This window comes from Duganella violaceipulchra, assembly GCF_019166075.1.
In the GTDB taxonomy this organism is placed as follows: Bacteria; Pseudomonadota; Gammaproteobacteria; order Burkholderiales; family Burkholderiaceae_D; genus Rugamonas; species Rugamonas violaceipulchra.
This window is the reverse complement of the sequence record NZ_JAHTGR010000003.1, coordinates 25,619-45,527: the sequence shown is the minus strand read 5'-3', so window position 1 is coordinate 45,527 and position 19,909 is coordinate 25,619. Positions and strand designations below refer to the sequence as shown.

The 19,909-nt window shown below is 61.7% G+C and carries 20 protein-coding genes; 16 read left to right on the top strand and 4 right to left on the bottom strand.

The annotated features are described in order from the left end of the window. The first annotated feature begins 1 nt into the window (after window position 1). From KVP70_RS06105 to KVP70_RS06090, 4 genes are all read left to right on the top strand, one after another. The gene (locus KVP70_RS06105; protein WP_217941243.1) at window positions 2-271 is read left to right on the top strand and encodes a ubiquitin family protein; all 270 of its coding nucleotides are present in this window, start codon (window positions 2-4) and stop codon (window positions 269-271) included. A 1-nt stretch (window position 272) separates the two neighbouring features. Next, window positions 273-1,361, top strand: coding sequence for a WD40/YVTN/BNR-like repeat-containing protein (locus KVP70_RS06100; protein WP_217941241.1), 1,089 nt, complete (start codon window positions 273-275; stop codon window positions 1,359-1,361). 272 nt (window positions 1,362-1,633) lie between these two features. Further along, on the top strand, window positions 1,634-2,914 hold the full coding sequence (locus tag KVP70_RS06095) for a DUF6861 domain-containing protein (protein WP_332844198.1): 1,281 nt from the start codon (window positions 1,634-1,636) through the stop codon (window positions 2,912-2,914). Between the two features lie 11 nt (window positions 2,915-2,925). Further along, entirely contained in the window at window positions 2,926-3,552 is a 627-nt protein-coding gene (locus tag KVP70_RS06090) for a GAD-like domain-containing protein (RefSeq protein ID WP_217941238.1), read from the top strand. A 30-nt stretch (window positions 3,553-3,582) separates the two neighbouring features. Here KVP70_RS06090 and KVP70_RS06085 read toward each other — a convergent pair whose 3' ends face one another. Beyond that, window positions 3,583-4,188, bottom strand: a complete 606-nt coding sequence (locus KVP70_RS06085; protein WP_217941237.1) for a TetR/AcrR family transcriptional regulator — start codon at window positions 4,186-4,188, stop codon at window positions 3,583-3,585. 87 nt (window positions 4,189-4,275) lie between these two features. Here KVP70_RS06085 and KVP70_RS06080 point away from each other — a divergent pair, with 87 nt between their 5' ends. Then, window positions 4,276-5,340: an MBL fold metallo-hydrolase gene (locus KVP70_RS06080; RefSeq protein ID WP_217941236.1), complete on the top strand. Its 1,065-nt coding sequence runs from the start codon at window positions 4,276-4,278 to the stop codon at window positions 5,338-5,340. A gap of 94 nt (window positions 5,341-5,434) precedes the next feature. On the opposite strand, the gene KVP70_RS06075 is transcribed toward KVP70_RS06080, so the two are convergent. Both KVP70_RS06075 and KVP70_RS06070 read right to left on the bottom strand, forming a co-directional pair. Then, window positions 5,435-5,776, bottom strand: coding sequence for a hypothetical protein (locus KVP70_RS06075; protein ID WP_262311732.1), 342 nt, complete (start codon window positions 5,774-5,776; stop codon window positions 5,435-5,437). A 133-nt stretch (window positions 5,777-5,909) separates the two neighbouring features. Continuing rightward, window positions 5,910-8,384, bottom strand: a complete 2,475-nt coding sequence (locus tag KVP70_RS06070; protein ID WP_217941234.1) for a TonB-dependent receptor — start codon at window positions 8,382-8,384, stop codon at window positions 5,910-5,912. Between the two features lie 229 nt (window positions 8,385-8,613). Between KVP70_RS06070 and KVP70_RS06065 the strand changes: the two genes are divergently transcribed. The 7 genes from KVP70_RS06065 to KVP70_RS06035 all read left to right on the top strand — a co-directional run bounded on the left by KVP70_RS06065 (window position 8,614) and on the right by KVP70_RS06035 (window position 15,717). Next, window positions 8,614-9,621, top strand: a complete 1,008-nt coding sequence (locus KVP70_RS06065) for a LacI family DNA-binding transcriptional regulator (protein WP_217941232.1) — start codon at window positions 8,614-8,616, stop codon at window positions 9,619-9,621. 107 nt (window positions 9,622-9,728) lie between these two features. Then, on the top strand, window positions 9,729-12,053 hold the full coding sequence (locus tag KVP70_RS06060; protein WP_262311733.1) for a glycoside hydrolase family 65 protein: 2,325 nt from the start codon (window positions 9,729-9,731) through the stop codon (window positions 12,051-12,053). Then, window positions 12,050-12,691 (top strand): beta-phosphoglucomutase, encoded by a 642-nt coding sequence (gene pgmB, locus KVP70_RS06055; protein ID WP_217941229.1) that lies wholly within the window; start codon window positions 12,050-12,052, stop codon window positions 12,689-12,691. Before KVP70_RS06060 ends, pgmB begins: the two co-directional genes overlap by 4 nt. A 31-nt stretch (window positions 12,692-12,722) precedes the next feature. Then, the gene (locus tag KVP70_RS06050) at window positions 12,723-13,991 is read left to right on the top strand and encodes an MFS transporter (protein ID WP_217941227.1); all 1,269 of its coding nucleotides are present in this window, start codon (window positions 12,723-12,725) and stop codon (window positions 13,989-13,991) included. 10 nt (window positions 13,992-14,001) lie between these two features. Continuing rightward, the gene (locus tag KVP70_RS06045) at window positions 14,002-15,015 is read left to right on the top strand and encodes a substrate-binding domain-containing protein (RefSeq protein ID WP_217941225.1); all 1,014 of its coding nucleotides are present in this window, start codon (window positions 14,002-14,004) and stop codon (window positions 15,013-15,015) included. 64 nt (window positions 15,016-15,079) lie between these two features. Continuing rightward, a complete protein-coding gene (locus KVP70_RS06040) occupies window positions 15,080-15,292 on the top strand; it encodes a FitA-like ribbon-helix-helix domain-containing protein (protein WP_217941223.1) in 213 nt (70 codons plus the stop codon). 14 nt (window positions 15,293-15,306) lie between these two features. After that, a complete protein-coding gene (locus KVP70_RS06035) occupies window positions 15,307-15,717 on the top strand; it encodes a type II toxin-antitoxin system VapC family toxin (RefSeq protein ID WP_217941222.1) in 411 nt (136 codons plus the stop codon). Here the strand turns inward: KVP70_RS06035 and KVP70_RS06030 are convergent. Continuing rightward, window positions 15,714-16,106 carry a RidA family protein gene (locus KVP70_RS06030; protein WP_217941221.1) on the bottom strand — a complete coding sequence of 131 codons (393 nt, stop codon included), beginning with the start codon at window positions 16,104-16,106 and terminating at the stop codon, window positions 15,714-15,716. The genes KVP70_RS06035 and KVP70_RS06030 overlap by 4 nt on opposite strands. A 69-nt stretch (window positions 16,107-16,175) precedes the next feature. Between KVP70_RS06030 and soxR the strand changes: the two genes are divergently transcribed. The 4 genes from soxR to KVP70_RS06010 all read left to right on the top strand — a co-directional run bounded on the left by soxR (window position 16,176) and on the right by KVP70_RS06010 (window position 19,866). Next, complete coding sequence (gene soxR / locus KVP70_RS06025) at window positions 16,176-16,619, top strand: redox-sensitive transcriptional activator SoxR (RefSeq protein WP_217941220.1); 444 nt, start codon at window positions 16,176-16,178, stop codon at window positions 16,617-16,619. 295 nt (window positions 16,620-16,914) lie between these two features. After that, complete coding sequence (locus tag KVP70_RS06020; RefSeq protein ID WP_229224645.1) at window positions 16,915-18,360, top strand: pectate lyase family protein; 1,446 nt, start codon at window positions 16,915-16,917, stop codon at window positions 18,358-18,360. Between the two features lie 29 nt (window positions 18,361-18,389). Then, entirely contained in the window at window positions 18,390-19,004 is a 615-nt protein-coding gene (locus KVP70_RS06015; RefSeq protein ID WP_217941218.1) for a PEP-CTERM sorting domain-containing protein, read from the top strand. A gap of 211 nt (window positions 19,005-19,215) precedes the next feature. After that, window positions 19,216-19,866 carry a DsbA family protein gene (locus tag KVP70_RS06010; protein WP_217941217.1) on the top strand — a complete coding sequence of 217 codons (651 nt, stop codon included), beginning with the start codon at window positions 19,216-19,218 and terminating at the stop codon, window positions 19,864-19,866. The last annotated feature ends 43 nt before the right edge of the window (window positions 19,867-19,909 follow it).

The following is a 19,909-nucleotide window of genomic DNA, read 5'->3' as shown; positions in this document are numbered from 1 at the left end:
GATGGCGCAACTTGTTTTCACCCAGCAACTGGGCCGCTTCATGACCGTGCCGCAGGTGGAGACCAGCGCGGCCGATCTGCGCAGCGCCCTCGACGCCGCCTTTGCCGACCACCCACGGCTGCGCGGCTACGTGCTCGACGAGCAGGGCTGTCTGCGCGAGAACGTCGTCATCTTCATCGACGGACAACGCAGCCGCGAGCGAAAAATATTGAACGATGCGCTCGCGCCGCATTCCAAAGTCTATATCTTGCAAGCTCTCTCTGGAGGTTGACATGTCCGACCGCGCCTACATCGGCACCCGCAAAGGATTGTTCGAAATCTACCGCACGCACGAGGCGTGGCATATCGACCAGCAGCATTTCCTGGGCGATCCGGTGTCGATGGTGTTGTCGGACCGGCGCGACGGTACTTTGTATGCGGCCCTGAACCTGGGCCACTTCGGCGCCAAGCTGCACCGGCGCGATGCGGGCAGCGACAGCTGGGTCGAGGTGGCGGCGCCGGCCTTCCCCACCAAGCCGGCCGACTCCGCCGATCCGGTCGAGTGGACGGTGAAGCAGATCTGGTCGCTGGCGGCGGGCGGGCCGGACCAGCCGGGCGTGCTGTGGGCGGGCACCCTGCCGGGCGGCCTGTTCCGCTCGAACGACCGGGGCGCGAGCTGGAAGCTGGTGGATGGGCTGTGGAACGTGCCCGAGCGCGCGCAGTGGATGGGCGGCGGCTATGACGTGCCGGGCATCCACAGCATCTGCGTCGATCCGCGCGACAGCCGTGCGCTGCTGGTGGGCGTCTCCTGCGGCGGCGCCTGGCAGACCACCGACGGCGGCGAGAGCTGGTCGCTGCGGGCCAAGGGCATGGTCGCCAACTACATGCCGCCGGACATGGCCGATGTGCAACAGATACAGGACCCGCACCGCATCGTGCGCTGCCCGGGCGAGCCGGACAAGCTGTGGTGCCAGCATCACAACGGCATCTGGCGCTCGGTGGACAACGGCGCCAACTGGACCGAGGTGCACAGCGCGCCGCTGTCGAATTTCGGTTTCGTGACGGCCGTGCATCCCACGGATGGCGAGACGGCCTGGTTCGTGCCGGCCGAGGCGGACAGCAAGCGCATCGCGGCGCACGCGGCGCTGGCGGTCACGCGCACCACCGACGGCGGCAAGACCTTCACCGCCTGGCGCGGCGGCCTGCCGCAGCAGCATTGCTACGACCTGGTCTACCGGCACGGGCTGGCCGTCAGCGATTGCGGCCAGATACTGCTGATGGGCTCGACCACCGGCGGCGCCTGGCTGTCGGAGGATGGCGGCGGCCAGTGGCAGACCATCTCCACCACCTTGCCGCCGATTTACTCGGTCAGCTTCGCCTAGTTGTGGCGACTCGGAGTAACGGAACGGCACGCTGACTTACGGTCAAACCGGATTGAATCAGCGCCCGATTTCCCTCGCTTTCCTGACCGCCCATCTTTGAGTAGTGTCAACGTAGCCGTGCTCCATCCACGCAAGAATGGCCCCTTGAGCGTTGCTCGGGGCATGCGATGGGAACAGGCGATGCGTGGCGCGTGTGGTGCGACCTCAAGCGCAAAGAAGATGAGCTGAAGTGATGCGGAGAGCCGGCCGGCTTTGGTCCCCACTACGACAGCATGGGCCGCCCGGCTGATGCATCTCATTCCGGCTGGGGTTATGAGCAGATGGGACGAGTGGACCGTGTGCGCCGGGCGCTGGCCGACTCCGGACCGTCGGCGCGGCACATGATAGCCAGCAGACTGTCCGGCATCAACCTGTCATCGATCTGGGGCGTTCTCATGTCGGTATGCGAGGACATTGCCTTGTACTACGGCGGGTCGGTGATCGCGGGCGGGTTGATCGGCGGCGTTGGGGGAGCTTTTCTTGGCGGGGTTGGCGCGGTACCAGGTGCGGCGGCCGGGGCCGCGGCAGGCAGCTATGTTGGCGGCATGGTGCTGTCGATGCTAGGCTTGAAGTCGCTGGTATCTGGTGTGTTCCATTCCGTCCCCGAAGCGCTGAAGTACTACGAAATGGGCCTTCGCGAGGCGTGGGGACCGACTCGGCAGGATCGCTTGTCGCATTTTGGCATGACCGCACAAGGCAGTCCGTCGGCGGCGGCGTTTTACCTGGCCCACGGCCATGTCATCATGGTCAGCACCATCCTTGCCGTATTGCTGGCTTACGTCACCAGGGGTAAGGGCGACAAGGCGGCGGCGCTGCAAGAGATTAGCCAGAGTCCGCGCCTGGGGCCGAAAGTGGCGCAATGGGTCGAGCAGAACGAAGGCAAGCTGAGTCACCAGCCACTGCTGCGGCCACGTGGCGGCGGGGGACCGGCCCTCGACGAACTGCCGCTGCCCCCACGTCGACGCGTCCCCGAGAGAGAACTGGTGCGCCCTCGTCCCAGTGGCATGCCGAAGAAGAGCGTGCCATGCTTCAAGACCAATGGCCTGCCTCAAGGGAAGATTCCAGAGTTTGACCGCCAACTTGCAGGCCAGGAGGCGGGTATCAACAACATGACGGTCGAAGAGTATGTCAAAGGGCGTGAGGCATTTAAGTCCGGTGCTTCAGTGCGTGATTCGAATGTGTCGCGAAATGCCCGAGTGGGCTATCAAAATGTACTGGAAGAAAGTTCGTTTGGTAACCTTCGTGAACAAGGAATGTCTTGGCGCGATGCCAAGGAAAAATCCGTTCAAATAGCGGCGGACAAGATGAAGACGTTGGCCGCATTGCATAACCCCGACATGGTAGTAGCAGGCAAGGACAAGATTAGTGGCTTCGGGGATCGTAATGTTAATTCACGCATCGGTGCTCAATGGAATAAGGGGCAACGCTTGGCTGAACTGGATAAAGCGGCAAGAGCAGTCCCAGAAGGCATGCGTAGTAGCAAAATGAATGCAAAACTTGAACGATGCAAATAGAGGACTAAAAAATGGATGAAGACTTCGCTGGTTTCCTGAGCGACTTTGGCCCGGCATTTGACAAACGTTATGTCCCGCCCTCAAGCATTGATCACTACCGGGGGAAATTGCCAGATCAACTGTTAGCCTATTGGGAAGAGCACGGCTGGTGCGGCTATGCCGATGGCCTGTTTTGGACGGTTAATCCGCAGGAGTACGAGCCAGCGTTGGAGGCGTGGATTGGTGATACCCGCTTCATGGAGCAGGACAGCTATCACCTTATCGCCCGAAGTGCATTTGGCGAGCTCTATTTTTGGGGAGAAAAAACAGGTAATTCCCTCAGAGTTTTTGCACCTGGCTCATACTGCATTCCACGAGAATCGAGATTCGTCGGCGAGAAGGCGGATTTTGGAGTGCGACTGTTTTTTGGCGCACTTTCTCGTAAGGTGAATGATTTTGCAGGCATGTTCGATCCTGTATTAAGAAAACTGGGCCGCCTAAAACATGATGAAATGTTTGGCTTCGTGCCGACGCTAGCTCTCGGCGGCGCCGCCACTGTAGATCACATACAAAAGGTGAAGGCCGTCGAGCATCTGGTAATACTGGCGCAGCTCGCGCCGTTGGAGGTAATCACCTCCCCCGTCCCTTTGATTCGCTGATCGGCCTCGATGAAATAAAGGGCTTTACATCTAGCCGGCGTAAGCCAGGAACATATCGACGGTCGCCTCGACCACTTTCTTCTGCATGGCCGCGTCCAGCGGCGGCTGGTTCAAGGTCACTTGCGGCCAGAAGGCGAAGGTCTTCAACTGGCCCGTCAGCATTTGCGGGGCCAGCACCGGGTCGGCCTTGAGCAGCTTGCCGTCGGCCTGGGCGGCGCGCAGCCAGACCACCGCTTCTTCTTCCTTGCGGGTCAGCCGCGACACCATTTCCTGCGCCCGCTCGGGCGAGTGGATGGATTCGGCGATCGCTACCCGCGCCAGGTCGAGGAAGTAGCTGTCCTGCAGCATGGCCATCTTCTTCCACAGCAAAGCCAGCAATTGCTCGCGCAGCGGCGCGGCCGGATCGTAGGGCTGCTGTTGCTGCGCCATCGAACTATTCCACAACTCATGCAATATCTGCGCGAACAGTTCGTCTTTACTGGGGAAATGGTTGTACACCGTGCGCTTGGACACGCCGGCGGTGGCGGCAATCTTGTCCATGCTGGTCGACTCGAAACCGCTGACGCGAAATTCTGCGATGGCGGCTTCGACGATGGCCTGGCGTTTGCGGTCGGTCAATTTGAGGGGCGTGTTCATCCCTTTATTTTACACCGAGTAGTTTACTTTTCAAAAAATAAGAACTACACTGTGTAGTGTACATTCTCAACCCTGGAGTCGCCCATCATGACTTATCAATCCGCCATCGCCGAATCCGACCTCGACGGCCTGTCCGTGCCCAGCGCGCCGCGTAGCCGCGACGGCAAGTTCCGCAATCCGGTCAAGATGCATCAGATGGGTTTCTTCCAGTCGCTGGGCGTGATGTTGCGCTTTGCCTTCGATAAACCCAAGGATACTGTGCCGCGCCAGGCCATCCCCGTTCATGCGATCACGCAGCAGCAGTTATTGGATGCTCCGGATCGCAGCCTGTTCCGCCTCGGCCACTCGACGGTGCTGCTCAAGCTCAACGGCCATTTCTGGCTGACCGATCCGGTGTTTTCGGAGCGCGCGTCGCCGGTGCAGTGGGCCGGGCCGCAGCGTTTCCACCAGGCGCCGATCAGCATCGAGGAGCTGCCGCCGATCAAGGGCATCATCCTGTCGCACGATCATTACGACCACCTGGACTACGCCGCCGTGATCAAGCTGGCCGCCAAGACCGAGCACTTCATCACGCCGCTGGGCGTGGGCGATCGCCTGGTTGCCTGGGGCATACCCGCCGCCAAGGTGCAGCAGCTGAGCTGGTGGCAATCGACCCATGTTGCCGGTGTGAAGCTGGTGGCGACGCCGGCCCAGCACTTTTCCGGCCGCGGCCTGAGCGACCGCAACAAGACGCTGTGGGCGTCGTTTGTCATCGAAGACCGCGACGTGAAGGTGTTTTTCAGCGGCGATAGCGGCTATTTCGACGGTTTCAAGGAAATCGGCCGCCGTCATGGCCCATTCGACCTGACCATGGTGGAAACCGGCGCCTACGATCCGCAGTGGCCGGATGTGCATATGCAGCCGGAGGAATCGCTGCAGGCCCACATCGATCTGCGCGGCAAGGTGATGCTGCCGATTCATAACGGCACCTTCGACCTGTCGCTGCACGCCTGGCACGATCCGTTCGACCGCATCCACGAGCTGGCGGCGGAACGCCGGCTGCCGCTGGCTACGCCTGAAATCGGCAAGGCGCTCGATATCCACCAGCCGCTGGCGGATGGCCGTTGGTGGGACGAGGTGAAGGCATTGGAAGCGGCAATGTCCGCCGGCTAAAACAATGGGGTCAAGTCTGACATTCGGACACGAACTCTGCCGTAGGCGTGCGCCTACGGCAGAGTTCGTGTCCGAATGTCAGACTTGACCCCAGTTAGGCGACGACGTTGATCAGCTTGCCGATGGTCTCGCCCTGGGCGTTGATCCGCGGCTTGGGCGGCGCTTGCAGGTCGGCCGGCAGCACTTGCTCGGCGCGGGACGGTTTTTCTATCGCATTATTCAAATTCACGGCTGGCGCCGCCTTCAACGGCGGCGCGGACGCCTGATCGCTCTCTTGCTGGGTGTCGCTCAGCGTCTGCTTATCCTTGGTCAGCTGCACCCGGCTTTGCTCCAGCCGGCTGGCGTCCTGGTTCACGCGCGACTGGTCCGTTTGCACCTGCCTTTCGGCCTGTGCAATCGATGCTTGCAGCGCGCTGACGGACGTTACGGTAGCCACGATCTAACCCCTAGCAATAATTCCAGGCATGGTAAGGCAGGATCGTATTGAGTACGATCAATTGCAGAGTAGGCCACAAAAACAAAAAAGGCAAGGCTAACCGCGCCTTGCCTGTGAGGGAGGGATCTACAGTTTAGAAGCGGTACAGCAACGACGCTTCCCAGGTACGGCCAAACAGCGGACGTGCGTTGATCGGGCCGGTGCCGCCGGCGGTCAGGCGGGAATTGCCTTCGGTCAGGCCCAGCTCATTGTTGAGATTGGTGCCGGCCAGGCGCACTTCGATCTTCTCACCCAGCGAGAACAGCACGCCGGCATCGATGGTGCGGTAGGACGGCAGATACTGCTGGTTGGCCTGGTCAGCCCAACGCTCGCCGATCGAGGTGTAGGTGCCGTAGATCTTGGCCGAGTTGCCGTCGCCCATGGGAATCCTGTAGGTCGGCGTGAAGCGGAATTGCAGCTTCGGCTGGCGCTGGACGGTTTTGCCTGCGGTGTCCGGATTGTCACGGTATTCCGATTTCTGGTAATCGCCGGTCAGTGCCAGTTGCAGGTTGGCGATAGGACGCACCGCCAGTTCGAATTCCAGGCCGTTACCCTTGGAGCCGCTGATCGAATGCAGTTCGCGGCCGTCGGCCAGGATCTGCGTGAAGGCGATGCCGTCGAATTCCGTGTGGAAGGCGTTGATGTAGGCGCTGTACAGCTGGTTCGCGGTCTTGAAGCCGATTTCGTACTGGCTCACTTTCGGGGTCGGCAGGATGCCGCGGTCGTTGACTGCCTTCTGGTTGCCGGCGCCGCGCAGGTCGTCGAAGGAGATGAAGGTGTGGCCGCGGTTGGCGCGCACGAACACCGCCGTATCCTTGGCCAGCTTGTAGTTGCCGCCGATGGTGAAGGAGTTGGCGCTGTCGGTGCGGCTCAGGTAGGTGTTGGAACCGTCCGGCATCGAGGTGCCGTTGTTGTACACGGTCAGCGGATTGTTGTCGGTGTCGCCCGAGGTCAGGTTGGAGATCGTGCCGCTGATCTTCTGCTGCTCATGGCGCATGCCGAAGTCGACCTTGATGCGGTCGTTGACTTTCCACTCGTCCGAGATGAAGCCGGCGGTGTTGCGGCCGTCATACGAGGCGACCGGCGCGTAGAACACATTGCCGTCGGTGCCGTTCTTCGACACGACCACGCCGTTGTTCAGGGTGACGTTGATCAGGCTGGCCTGCGGCACGGCCGACATCAGGTGGCTGTTGCCCAGGTACCAGACATCGCGCGACGAGTAGTCGGCGAAGTAGCCGCCCACAGTCACCGTGTGGTCCTTGACGACTTCCTTGCTGACGCGCAGTTCGTCGGTGAACGAGGTCAGTTTCTTCTCCACCGACCACAGTCCGGCCTGCACCACTTGCTGGTTGCCATCGACCGCGCCGCCGTGCACATAGGTGGCGGTGCCGGCCGTGGCCAGCTTGCCGCCGGCCGCCGCGACCGTCGCCGCGTTGCCGTTGGCCGAGGAGATGGCCGCCTTCAGATAGTCGTTCATCGACAGCGGGTTGTTACCGGTGAACATGGCGTTGGTGTTCAGGTCGCCGTCGAAGCGGTTGAACTTGTTCGATACGCTCCACTCGCCGATTTTCTGGTCGAAGTCGGCGCCGAACACGGTGGCCTTGAGGCCGCGGCCGTCGGCCAGGTCGCGGTTCAGCGTCTTGCCGGGCGCCGCTTCGATGGTGAAGTTGCGCATTTCGCCGCTCATCAGGGTGCCGGTCAGCGGATTGAAGCCCGGGAATTCCGAGATCGTGTGGCCGTTGTTGCTGGAGATCAGCGGCACGCCGGTGTAGAAGGCGTTCTTGTCGTCGGTGTTACGCACGTACATGGTCAGCTTGCCGTCGTCGAGCTTGCGGGTCAAGGTGGCGGTCAGCTGGTGGCCGTCGTCGGCCGGGAAGCCGGCGTCGCGCACGCCGTCGGTCTTGCGGTAGAAGCCGCCGACCGAGCCGTACCAGCCGTCGCTGATCTTGCCGCCGTAGTACATGTCGACGCGGCGCAGGCTGCCGGTGCCGGTGGTGAAGCGCACCGAACCTTCAGGCGTGTCGCTGCCTTCTTTCAGGATGAAGTTCATCGTCGCGCCGGGCTGGGCGTTGGACCAGATGGTGGACGGGCCGCCGCGCAGCACTTCCACCCGCTCGACCGTGTCATCCAGGCGGAAGGCCGACGAGCCTTCGAAGAACGACAAGGTCGGCGGCGGGAAGATCGGGCTGCCCATCAGCTGCACCGAGACGAACGGCGAATCGCTGCCGGACGGGAAGCCGCGCACTTCGATGTTGGCGCCGGACTGGCCGCCGGTCGATTCCGCATACACGCCCGGCACCAGTTTCATGATGTCGGCAGTGCTGCTGGGCGAGGCTTGTTTCAGTTGTTCTTCGGTGGCGGTGGTGATCGAGAAGGCCGAGTCGACCTTGCGCACGCCGCGCGCCGAGGCCACGCCGGTGACGACCACTTGCTGGACTTCGGCGGTCACTTCCTTGGAGGTGCCCTGTTCAGTCGGGGCGGCGCTCTGGGCTTGCGCGGCGGTCTGGTTGACGAGCGTGAGGACGGCAGCCGTGACTGCGGATAACAAGAACGGATTCTGGCTTTTCATGTGGTCTATGCTTTCTTATGGTGTAAATCGTCTCCTGGACGGCGCGCCACCAGCCAAAACAGCCTCCGGTAGTTCCATCCCCATCTTCCACGATTCGTGAAGATGGGTCATTGAAACAAGAAATGATATCGATGTCAATCGAAATGTTATCGATGTCATTTTCCGCGACAAATTAAAAATTTCTGTCATAATGCGTGCGCACCCCCTGTTTTCAACCTATGAGCGATCAATGCCTTCGAATAAGTCTGTAGCCCGCAAAGCCGAAACAGCATTGACGATGGAAGACCTGGCCAAGCTGGCCGGCGTCTCCAAGATCACCGTTTCCCGCGCGCTGCGCGATAGTCCGCTGGTGACCGCGGAAACGCGCGAGAAGATCCGCATCCTGGCAAGCGAGCAGGGCTACCGTTTCAATGTGAGCGCGCGCAATCTGCGCATGGGCCGCAGTTATTCGGTGGCGGTTGTGGTGGAAATGACACCCGTGCGCGGCCGGCCGATGTCCGATCCGTATCCGCTGGAGCTGTTGGGCGGCATCACGCAGGAACTGACGACCGCCGGCTACAGCGTGGTGCTGACGTCCAAGCAGTTGATGAACACGGCGCCGGTGCAGGGCGCCGACGGCTTGATCCTGCTGGGCCAGGGCTCGCACGGCGAGGCGGTGCGCACCTTGCAGCAGACCGGCATGCCGCTGGTGGTGTGGGGCGCGCCGGAAGCCGACACCGACTACATCGTGGTCGGTTCGGACAACCGGAAGGGCGGCATCAGCGCCGCCGAACGCTTCATCTCGCAGGGCCGGCAAAAGCTGGTGTTCCTGGGCGACGTCGACCACGCCGAGGTGCAGGAACGCTGCGCCGGCTTCATCGACGCGATGGGCGGGCGGGCGACGGTGCATATCATCCGTCCCAAGGCCTTCACCTTCGAGGCGGGCTTCGACAGCATCTCGGCGCTGTTGAAAAAGAAGGGCGCCAATTTCGACGGCGTGTTCGCCGCCAGTGACTTGCTGGCCATGGGCGCGATCCGCGCGCTGGCCGAGAAGAATTTGCGGGTGCCGGAGAATGTCTCCGTCATCGGCTACGACGATACGCCCGGCGCAGCCAGTTTCGTGCCGCCGCTGACCAGCGTGCACCAGTATCTGCGCGACGGCGGCGTGTTGCTGGCCAAGAAGATGTTGGGCCTAATCGAAGGCCAACCGGTCGCATCCGAAATGCTGCCGACCACCCTGATGGTACGCCAGACCTAGTTTTTCCCGCTTTTCCTGTTTATCCCTTGAATAAAGCCAAAAACGTCCAAAAACCGGCTTTTTTCAAAATTCAAACCGCTTTGAATCGCATTTTTAAGGAATACGCTGTGCAACAACACACCTATCCCCTCGAAGCCTGGTGCATCCGCGAGACCAGTTTCGATACCGACTCCCACTTTCTCGACGAGACCCTGTTCGCGCTGGGCAACGGCTACATCGGCCTGCGCGGCACCGGCGAGGAGGGCTACAGCGGCCCGGCCGGCACCTCGCTCGACGGCACCTACCTGAACGGTTTCTACGAATCGGAGCCCATCCAGTACCCGGAGGCGGCCTATGGCCTGGCGAAGGTGAACCAGTTCATGCTGAACGTGCCGAATGCGAAGGGCGTCGAGCTGTGGCTGGAGGACGAGCGCTTCGATTTGTTGAGCGGCTCGGTGCAGTCGTATGAGCGGGTGCTGGACTTCCGCACCGGCGTGCTGACGCGCACTGTGGAGTGGACCTCGCCGCAGGGCCGCAGCGTGCAGCTGCGCAGCCGCCGCCTGGTGTGCTTCGAGAACAAGCATCTGTTCGCGATCGAGTTTGAGGTGACGTCGCTGAACTTCAACGGCCGCATGCGGCTGGTGTCGGCGCTCGACGGCGCGGTGAAGAACCAGGAAGCCGGCGACGATCCGCGCGTGGGTTCGGCGGTGTCCGGCCAGTCGCTGCACATGGTGGGCCACGAACAGAACGTCGGCTTCGCGGCGCTGGTGCAGCGCACGCACAACAGCGGCTTCATGCTGGTCAGCACCACCGATACCGAACTGACGGGTGCCGATGCGACCATCGAGATCGCCCAGGTGGAACAGCGCCTGACGCAGACCTATGAGCTGCAAGCGCAGACCGGCCAGACCGTCACGCTGAACAAGTACGGCAGCTATTTCTCGTCGCGCGACCACGCCGAGGCGGAGCTGATGTGGCGCAGCAAAGACACGCTGGCCACCGCCAAGGCGGCCGGCTTCGACGATCTGCGCCTGGCGCAGGAGCAGTACCTGGCCGATTTCTGGCAGCAGGCCGACGTGCAGATCGCCGGTGACGACGCGCTCCAGCAAGGCATCCACTTCAACCAGTTCCACCTGCTGCAATCGGTGGGCCGCGACGGCAAGACCAACATCTCCGCCAAGGGCGTGACGGGCGAGGGCTACGAGGGACACTATTTCTGGGACACGGAAATCTACATCTTCCCGTTCTTCCTGTACTCGAAGCCGGAGATCGCCCGCAAGCTGCTGGAGTACCGCTACGCCGGTCTGCCGAAGGCGCGCGAGCGCGCACGCCAGATGTCGCATGCGACCGGCGCGCTGTACCCATGGCGCACCATCGCCGGCGACGAATGCTCGGCCTACTTCCCGGCGGGGACGGCGCAGTACCACATCAACGCCGACATCGCCTATTCCATCAAGCTGTACATGGAAGCGACGAACGACCAGGAATACCTGGTCAGGCACGGCGCGGAAATCGTCATGGAGACGGCGCGCATCTGGATGGGCATCGGCAGCTACGACCGTGAAGGGCGCTTCTGCATCAACCAGGTGACGGGTCCGGACGAGTACACGGCGCTGGTCAACAACAACTACTACACCAACGCGATGGCGCAGATGCACCTGAACTTCGCGGCCTCGATCGCGGAGCAGTTGCAGGCGCGCGAGCCGGCGGAGTTTGCCCGCATCGCCGCCGCCACTGTGCTGGAGGCGAACGAGCCGGCCGCATGGCGCCGCGCCGCATCGCTGATGAACCTTCCCTACGACGCAGCGCTGCAAATCCACGCGCAGGACGACAGCTTCCTGTCCAAGAAAGTGTGGGATTTCGCCAACACGCCGAAAGAGAACTACCCGCTGCTGCTGAACTACCACCCGATGGTGATCTACCGCCATCAGGTGTGCAAGCAGGCGGACGTGGTGCTGGCGTTGCTGCTGCTGTCCGACCAGTTCACGCTGGAAGACAAGCGCCGCGACTTCGATTACTACGAGGCGGTGACGACGCACGATTCGTCGCTGTCCTCCTGCATCTTCAGCATCATCGCGGCGGAGGTGGGTTATCAGGACAAGGCCTACGACTACTTCATGGAGACCGCGCGCCTCGACCTGGACGACACCCATGGCAACACGCACTACGGTGTGCACACGGCGGCGATGGCCGGCACCTGGATGGGCGTGGCGTATGGCTTCGCGGGCATGCGCGTGGTGGGCGGCGAGCTGCATTTCGCGCCGTCGGTGCCGAAGCAGTGGCAGCACTACACGTTCAAGATTCATTTCAAGGGTGCGCTGCTGGAAGTGCACGTGGAGCCGGGCCGCGCGGACTACCGCCTGCTGCAAGGCGAGGCCCTGAACTTTACCCATGGCGGCGAACCTGTCGCACTGACGCTGTCGCAACCGACGCAATCGAGGAGTTTTGCATGAGCCGCTTTAAAGCCGTTATCTTTGACCTGGATGGCGTCATTACCGACACCGCTCACTATCACTACCTGGCGTGGAAGCGCCTGGCGGAATCGCAGGGCGTGCATTTCGACCACGCCTTCAACGAGAACCTGAAGGGCATCGACCGTTTGGGATCGCTGGACTTGATCCTGGCGTCGTCCAAGCGGGCGTACACTAGAGAGGAAAAGCTGGCGCTGGCCGACGAGAAGAACCTGCACTACCAGGAGCTGATCGCCACCATGTCCGCAGCCGATCTGCTGCCGGGCGCGGTGCGGGCGCTCGACACGGTGCGCGCGCGGGGCTTGCGCATCGGCCTGGCATCGGTCAGCAAGAACGCCTTTACGGTATTGGGCCGCCTGGGCATCACCGATAAATTCGACTATGTGGTCGATGCGGCCACCATCGCGCGCGGCAAGCCGGACCCGGAGATCTTCCTCAAGGCGGCGCGGGAGCTTGGCGTGGCGCCGGAAGACTGCCTCGGCGTGGAGGATGCGGTGGCCGGCGTGGCCTCGATCAAGTCGGCCGGCATGTTCGCACTGGGGATAGGCCATCCCTTTGTGCTCACTCAGGCCGACGTGGTCATCACGAGCCTGAGCGACTTCAATCTCGAATCATACTAAATTATATAAATAATAAAAATTCGGAGACAGTATGAAGAACAATCGCATTCTATTTGCGCTATTTCTGATTTACTTTGTATTTGCGATCCTGCTCAATAGCGTGGGCACGGTCATCCTTCAGGTCATCAACAACTACGGCATCACCAAGTCCAGCGCCAGTGTGCTGGAAGGGTTCAAGGATTTGCCGATTGCCGCGGTGTCGTTCCTGATCGCGTCCTTCCTGCCGCGGTTGGGCTACAAGAAGGCCATGCTGGCCGGGTTGGCCATCGTCACCGCCGCCTGCGTGGCGATGCCGGTGCTGCCGTCATTCGCCACCACCAAGCTGTTGTTCTTCTGCGTCGGCGTATCGTTCGCGCTGGTGAAGGTGTCGGTGTATTCGACGCTGGGCCTGATCGCTGCCGACCGCAAGCAGCACGCCAGCATCATGAACCTGCTGGAAGGCTTCTTCATGGTCGGTGTGCTGAGCGCCTACTGGGTGTTCGGCTACTTCATCGATTCGGCCGATCCGCTGTCGCACAGCTGGTTGCAGGTCTACTGGGTGCTGGCGGTGTTGTGCGCGTTGACGTTTGTGCTGCTGCTGACCACTCCCTTCAACGAGGACATGGCGGCGCTGCCGCAAGGCCGCAGCATCGCACAGGATTTCGCCGCCATGCTCAAGCTGTTCTTCAAGCCGCTGGTGTGCGTGTTCGTCATCACGGCGTTCCTGTATGTGCTGATCGAGCAAAGCGTGGGCACCTGGCTGCCGACGTTTAACAACGAGATCCTGAAACTGCCGGCGGCAATGAGCGTGCAGGTGACCAGCATCTTCGCCGCTTGCCTGGCGATCGGACGCTTGTCGGCCGGCGTGTTGATGCGCAAGTTGAACTGGTATCCGGTGATGAACGCCTGCGTGATCGGCATGGCGGCGATGGTGTTGCTGGCGTTGCCGTTGACGCACGATGTGGTGGCCGATCCGAACATCAGCTGGTCCAGCGCGCCGCTGGCGACCTTCCTGTTTCCGCTGATCGGCTTGTTCATGGCGCCGATCTACCCTGGTATTAATTCGGTGATGCTCAGCTCCCTGCCAAAGAACCAACATTCGGCCATGACCGGTTTGCTGGTGATTTTTTCGGCACTGGGCGGCACCACCGGCTCGCTGATCACCGGCTACGTGTTCGGCAACTTCAGCGGCCACTTCGCCTTCTACCTGACCCTGGTGCCCATTTCTATCGTCTTGATTATGTTGTATTTTTTCAAAAAAGCAGTAGATGAAGGTGGTAGTGGTTTCGACCCGTCCGCTATAATCAGCGGTCAACATTGAGCAACTGTCTATGAACCTGGAGCGCCTCGCGAACTTACTCGGCATGTCGAAAACCACGGTGAGCCGGGCGTTAAACGGTTACCCCGAAGTCAACGGCCGGACCCGCGAGCGCGTGCTGAAGGCGGCCAAGGAGAACGGCTACCAGGCCAATCCGATGGCGCGCTCGCTGGCGCTGGGGCGCACCAATGTGTTCGGCATCATCTACCCGCTGCTGCCGGCGGACCTGGGCGATCCGATGTTCCTCGACGTGGTGGCCGGCATGTCGGCCGCGCTGGAGGCGGTCAGCAAGAACCTGATCATCGCGCCGGTGTCGCCGGCGGCGGAGCAGCCGTCGTACCAGCAGATAGTGCGTGGACGGCGTGTGGATGGCCTGGTGGTCAGCCGCACGCTGGTGCGCGACGAGCGCATCGCCTTCCTGAGCAAAGCCAAGTTCCCCTTCGTCGCGCATGGCCGCACCCAGCTTGACGCGCCGTATGCGTGGTTCGACTATGACAACGCGGCGGGCATTCGCATGGCGATGGAGCGCTTGCTGGGATTGGGCCATCAGCGCGTGGCGCTGGTCAGCGCGCCGCTGGAATTGAACTTCGCCCGCCAGCGCAAGGACGCCTTTGTGGCGGCAATGGCGTCGGCCGGGCTGGAAGTGGATACGCGCTACCTGATCGACAACACGCTGGACCGCCGCAGCGGCTACCAGGCGATGCAGCAATTGCTGGCCTGCTCGCCGCGTCCCACCGCCGTCATCGTCGACAATCACCTGTCCGGCGTAGGCGCAGTGCGAGCCCTGCTCGATGCGGGCATCGACATCGGCCGCGAGATATCGGTGATCGTCTGGGGCAGCATGGCCGACACGCTGGCCGGCGTCGACGTCACCACCATCGACCAGCCCGATGCCCACAAAGCCGGCGCCCGCATGGTCGACATGCTGCTGGCGCTGGTGGACGGCAAGCCGGCCGGCGAACTGCAAGAGCTGTGGCAGCCGGTGCTGCTGGCTGGATCAACGGTTGGGCTTGCTCAACCGGGATAGCTCTTGATGTGCGCTTCCTTTTTTGTTGATGTATGATGAAATCGATGATCTTGGGGAGACCGCAATGGCCACCAATCTAATTGTGCGAAATGTCGATGACGACGTCGCGCTGGCGCTCAAGCAAAGAGCGGCCGCTCATGGCCGCAGTCCCGAAGCTGAACATCTGGAAATTCTAAAAGAAGCACTGCAACGCCCTCAGCGGCGTTCGTTTGCCGACGTGCTGGCAAGCATGCCCAATGTGGGTGAAGACGACGATTTCAATGTTCGCAAGAATTAGTGTGCGATGCATCTATGTATCTGATCGATACCAACGTCATTAGTGAAGCACGCAAGGGAAGGCAGGCGAACCCCAGTGTCATGAGGTTCTTCCTTACGAATCGGCCCAGCGACCGCTATCTTTGCGTGCAGACTATTGGAGAAATCAGGCGTGGTATCGAAAACGTCCGCAAGCACGGCGACCCAAACAAAGTAGTGCGGCTCGAAACCTGGCTGGATCTGGTTATTCGTGAGTATGCGGATCGCATATTGAATTTTGACGTGGACTGCGCTCAGGTGTGGGGCGGTTTAATGTCACCACAGGCGGTCCACCCAGTTGACAAGCAAATTGCGGCAATTGCGCTCGTTCATGGACTTGAGGTTGTGACCCGCAATGTCCATGACTTTGCCGCGACGGGAGCCGTTTTATTGAATCCGTTTGTTTAAATGACGGCGGTGGCTTCGATTTCGAACAGCATGCCATCGAGTGCCAGACGGGGCACAGGGATCAGCGTGCAGGCTGGGGCGGGGTGGTCGCCCCACATGGCGCGCAGCGCGCTGCTGAATATTCCCAGACGCGCTTCGTTGTGATCGACGATCAGTGCCGTGACCTTGGCGACGTCGGTCAGCTTGGCGTCCGCCGCGGCCAGCGCGGTTTGCAAGTTGGCCAGCGCCTGCTGGACCTGCGCTTCGAAACTTTCCGATAGCACGCCGTCGATACTCTCGCCGCCCTGGCCGGCGATGTAGATGATGCGCGCCGGCGCTTCGGCGACGACGACGTGGCTGTAACCGTTGGGACGTGGGTCGTACAGACCGGGTGGGTTGATGAATTTCATGGCGTCCTTCAGGCAGTGAATGTGCAGACACTATAAAATCTCAACTTAACTTGAGGTCAAGGATTTTATATGGCATCTCCTTCGAAAGAACTCGGCGTCGGCGAGTTGGCCGAACGCGCGGGCGTCGCGGTATCGGCGCTGCATTTTTATGAAGCCAAGGGATTGATCCACTCGGTCCGCTCCAGCGGCAACCAGCGGCGCTATGCGCGCTCGGTGCTGCGGCGGCTGGCGGTGATCAAGGTGGCGCAGCGTGTCGGCCTGCCGCTGGCGGCGATCGCGCGGGCATTGGATGCGCTGCCGTCGGGACGAACGCCCACTGTCGCAGACTGGCGCCGTCTCTCCGCTACGTGGAAACTGGAACTGGAAGAACGGATCAAGACGCTGACGCAATTGCGCGATCAACTCGACGGCTGCATCGGCTGCGGATGCCTGTCGCTGAGGGCCTGCCCGCTGCGCAACGCGCAGGACGCGCTGGCGCAGGAGGGCGCTGGACCGCACTTCGAGCCCCGTTGAAAGCTTGTTGCATATTTTTTTCTGACAGATTAGTATTAATTCAATTGATGCCGGTGTGAGTCCTCGGCCGGCTTCGATCCTTGACCTGCGCGACCTCGGCTCCCAGCCCTCGTCGCAACGGCGACAGGTACGCAAGGTGCCTGTTTCAGTCATCGCAGTCAGATGCTGAATGTTTATCCAGCCCCACCCAGTTGGCATATATCGACCCTGACTCGCTCCGGCGCGCTAGGCACCAACACGTGGGTACGAATCGTCACTTGCTTTGCCAGTTACTTTCAAAAAAATGGAGACAACCTTGAAATATTCACTCATCGCCGCCGGCATTCTGCTGGCATCGGCCGCGCAGGCCGCAACGATAGACGCCAAGACCCTGGTCGGCGCCAGCACCCCTCTGCAAACGGCCCAATACGGCGTGCGCAATTACTCGGCGCCGGTGCTGGTCAACGGCCTGCACGATCCCGCCAACTACATGGCCGCGCCCAAGCTGCCGGCATGGCAGTTCGCCTCGGCCGATCCGACCGGCGGCGTGCTGACCTTCGAGCGCAATAGCGCGCCTGCCACCGGATGGCATGCCCGCACGCGCAAGACGCCGGTGCTGGTGACGGGCGGCGGTTCGGCCACCGCCAATCGCATCTACACCGTGTACAACGGCCAGCAGCTGGTCGCCGCCATCAACGAAGCCGGCAACGAGCCGAAGATCATCCGCGTGATCGGCCACATCGATCTGCGCTGGAGCCAGAACAACACGGTCTTCAAGGAGTACACCAGCTATTCGGACCAGAAGCTGGGCGGCTCGATCAACCTGCCGTCGAACACCACGCTGGTCGGCATCAACGATGCCCAGGGCCGCGCGGCCCGCATCACCGGCACGGCGTTGCTGATCGGCGGAGAGCTGGCGTTGGCGCCCGGTGGCGATCCCGAAGCGGACTTCAAGAAGTGGATCGCCGACGGCAAGGACGGCGACGATTATCCGACCTGGACCCGCAACGTCATCGTGCGCAACCTGGTGCTCGATACGCCGTGGGACGTCAATCCCGAGGACTCGGCCAATGCCTACGCCGACGGCCTGACGGTATCGCGCGGCCAGAATATCTACCTCGATCATTTGACCATTAGCGACGGCGACACGCCGGATTCGCTGGCCATCGCCCCTTACACCACGCGGCATGATGGCGCGCTCGATGTGGTGCGCGGCAGCGACTACGTCACCATCTCCAACAGCTACTTCGGCAAGCACCACAAGACCACGCTGGTGGGCAACGGCGACTCCGGCCGCGCATGGAGCGACGAGGGTCGCATGCACGTGACCTTCAGCGGCAACTGGTGGGACGGTGCGACCACGCGCTTGCCGTTGAATCGCTATGGCCAGGTTCATATGTTCAACAACCTCGTCACCGGCAGCGTCTCCACCAAGGACGTGGATGTCAAGTTCGAAAGCGGTACCGATGCGCGCTATCGCTCGAACATGCTGATTGAAAACCACTACTACAACATCACGGGTCTCAAGCTGACTGAGTTCTGCGGCAAAGCCATCAAGGGCAAGGACTACATCGGCTTCCGTTCGTCCGGTCACGTCTTCGTCAGCGACAAGTCGGGCACCAACCTGGTCGACGGTCAGTGCGGTCTCGCCTTGCCAAGCACCGCCAACCTGTGGACGCCGCCGTATCTGTACGCGCTGCAGACCGCGACAGCCACGCAGACCTCTGTGCCGGCCAACGCCGGCGCCGGCAAACTGAAGTAATCGCATCCACATCTGAAAGGCGGAGACACATGTTTTTCAAACGATTGAGTTTCATTTTCGCGCTGTGCCTGGCGGCCGGGGCGGCCCAAGCCGCGTTGGTGGTCGACACGGGAACGCCGTCGAATGCTGTCGGCAGCGGCTGGGCGTTCAACAGCAACCATAGCTACGCCGGCCAGTTCTCGGTGACGGGCGAGCTGACGATAGACAGCATCGCCGGCTATTTCAGCACCGATGCCGGCACGGTGGGCGTCAGCCTGTTCAGCAACGGCGCAGACGGCGACGGCGGCTTCATACCGGGCGGCGTGCTGCAATCGGCCAGTGTCGCCACCAGTGCCGGAGCGCTGGCCTGGAATGGCGTGTCGGCGCTGGACTGGAAGGTGGGGCCTGGTACTTACTGGGTGGTGTTCACGTCGAACTATGGCGCGGGCAGTCAAAGCAGCATGCCGGGCATGGCGCCGCAAGCGTTGGGCGGCTATGCGCTGATGCAGGGCGGCCAGTGGTATGACGCGACCTTCCTGGGACTGGGGCAGGGACTACAAGTGGATGGTGTTGTGGTGTCCAGCGTGCCCGAGCCGGGCGGCATGACGATGTTGATCGTTGGCCTGGCCGGCATCGGTGCGCTGGCTCGCCGCCGCAAGCAATAATGAATACGGATGTAGCCACTATTCATTACATGACGTAACTACTTTTTGTCAGTTGGCCGTATTTATCTGCCTCCACCTCCGGCGTACAGTGGTTTCATCCGATCGTTAGAGGTCGGATGAAACCGACCACTTACTTGGAGAGCATCATGAGGCAGCAACAACAAAAAACCATCATCGTCACCGGCGCGTCGCAAGGCATGCGAGGCCAATCATGAAGTTGCTCTATGTTGGTGACCCCATGTGCTCGTGGTGCTATGGCTTCGGCAAGGAAATGACGGCGCTGTCAGAACGCCACCCGGAGCTGCCGGTGGAAATCCTGGTCGGCGGCTTGCGCGCCGGCGCCACCGATGTGCTGGACGACAGCGGCAAGCAGTTTCGCCTCGCGCACTGGGCGCGGGTCGAGGAAAGCAGCGGTTTGCCTTTCAATCGCAAGGCCTTGATGGCGCGCGAGAACTTCGTCTACGACACCGAGCCGATATGCCGCGCGGTCGTGACGGCGCGCCGCGTGGCGCCAGGCGCCGACCAATTGGCGGTGTTCCGCGCGCTGCAAAGGGCGTTCTATGTGGACGGCCTAGACACCACCGACGGCGCGGTGCTGGCCCGGGCCGCCGTCGCCGAACTTCATGGGCAGGGCGTTGCGATGGAGGTCGCCGCTTTTCTGGCGGCGTGGTCGCATCCCGCGACGATAGCCGACACGCTGGCCGAATTCGCCAAGGTGCGGGCGATGGGCATCCGCAGCTTCCCGGCGCTGCTGCTCGAAGCCGGTGGCCGGCGGATCGGCATTAGTGCCGGATATGCCAACGTGGATCAACTGGAGCGCCAGCTTGGCGAAGCGCTGCGAACGTTGGCGGAGGCGGCGTGAGATAGAAGCAAACAAGGGGGCAGCGAGCCGCCCCCTTTCTGCG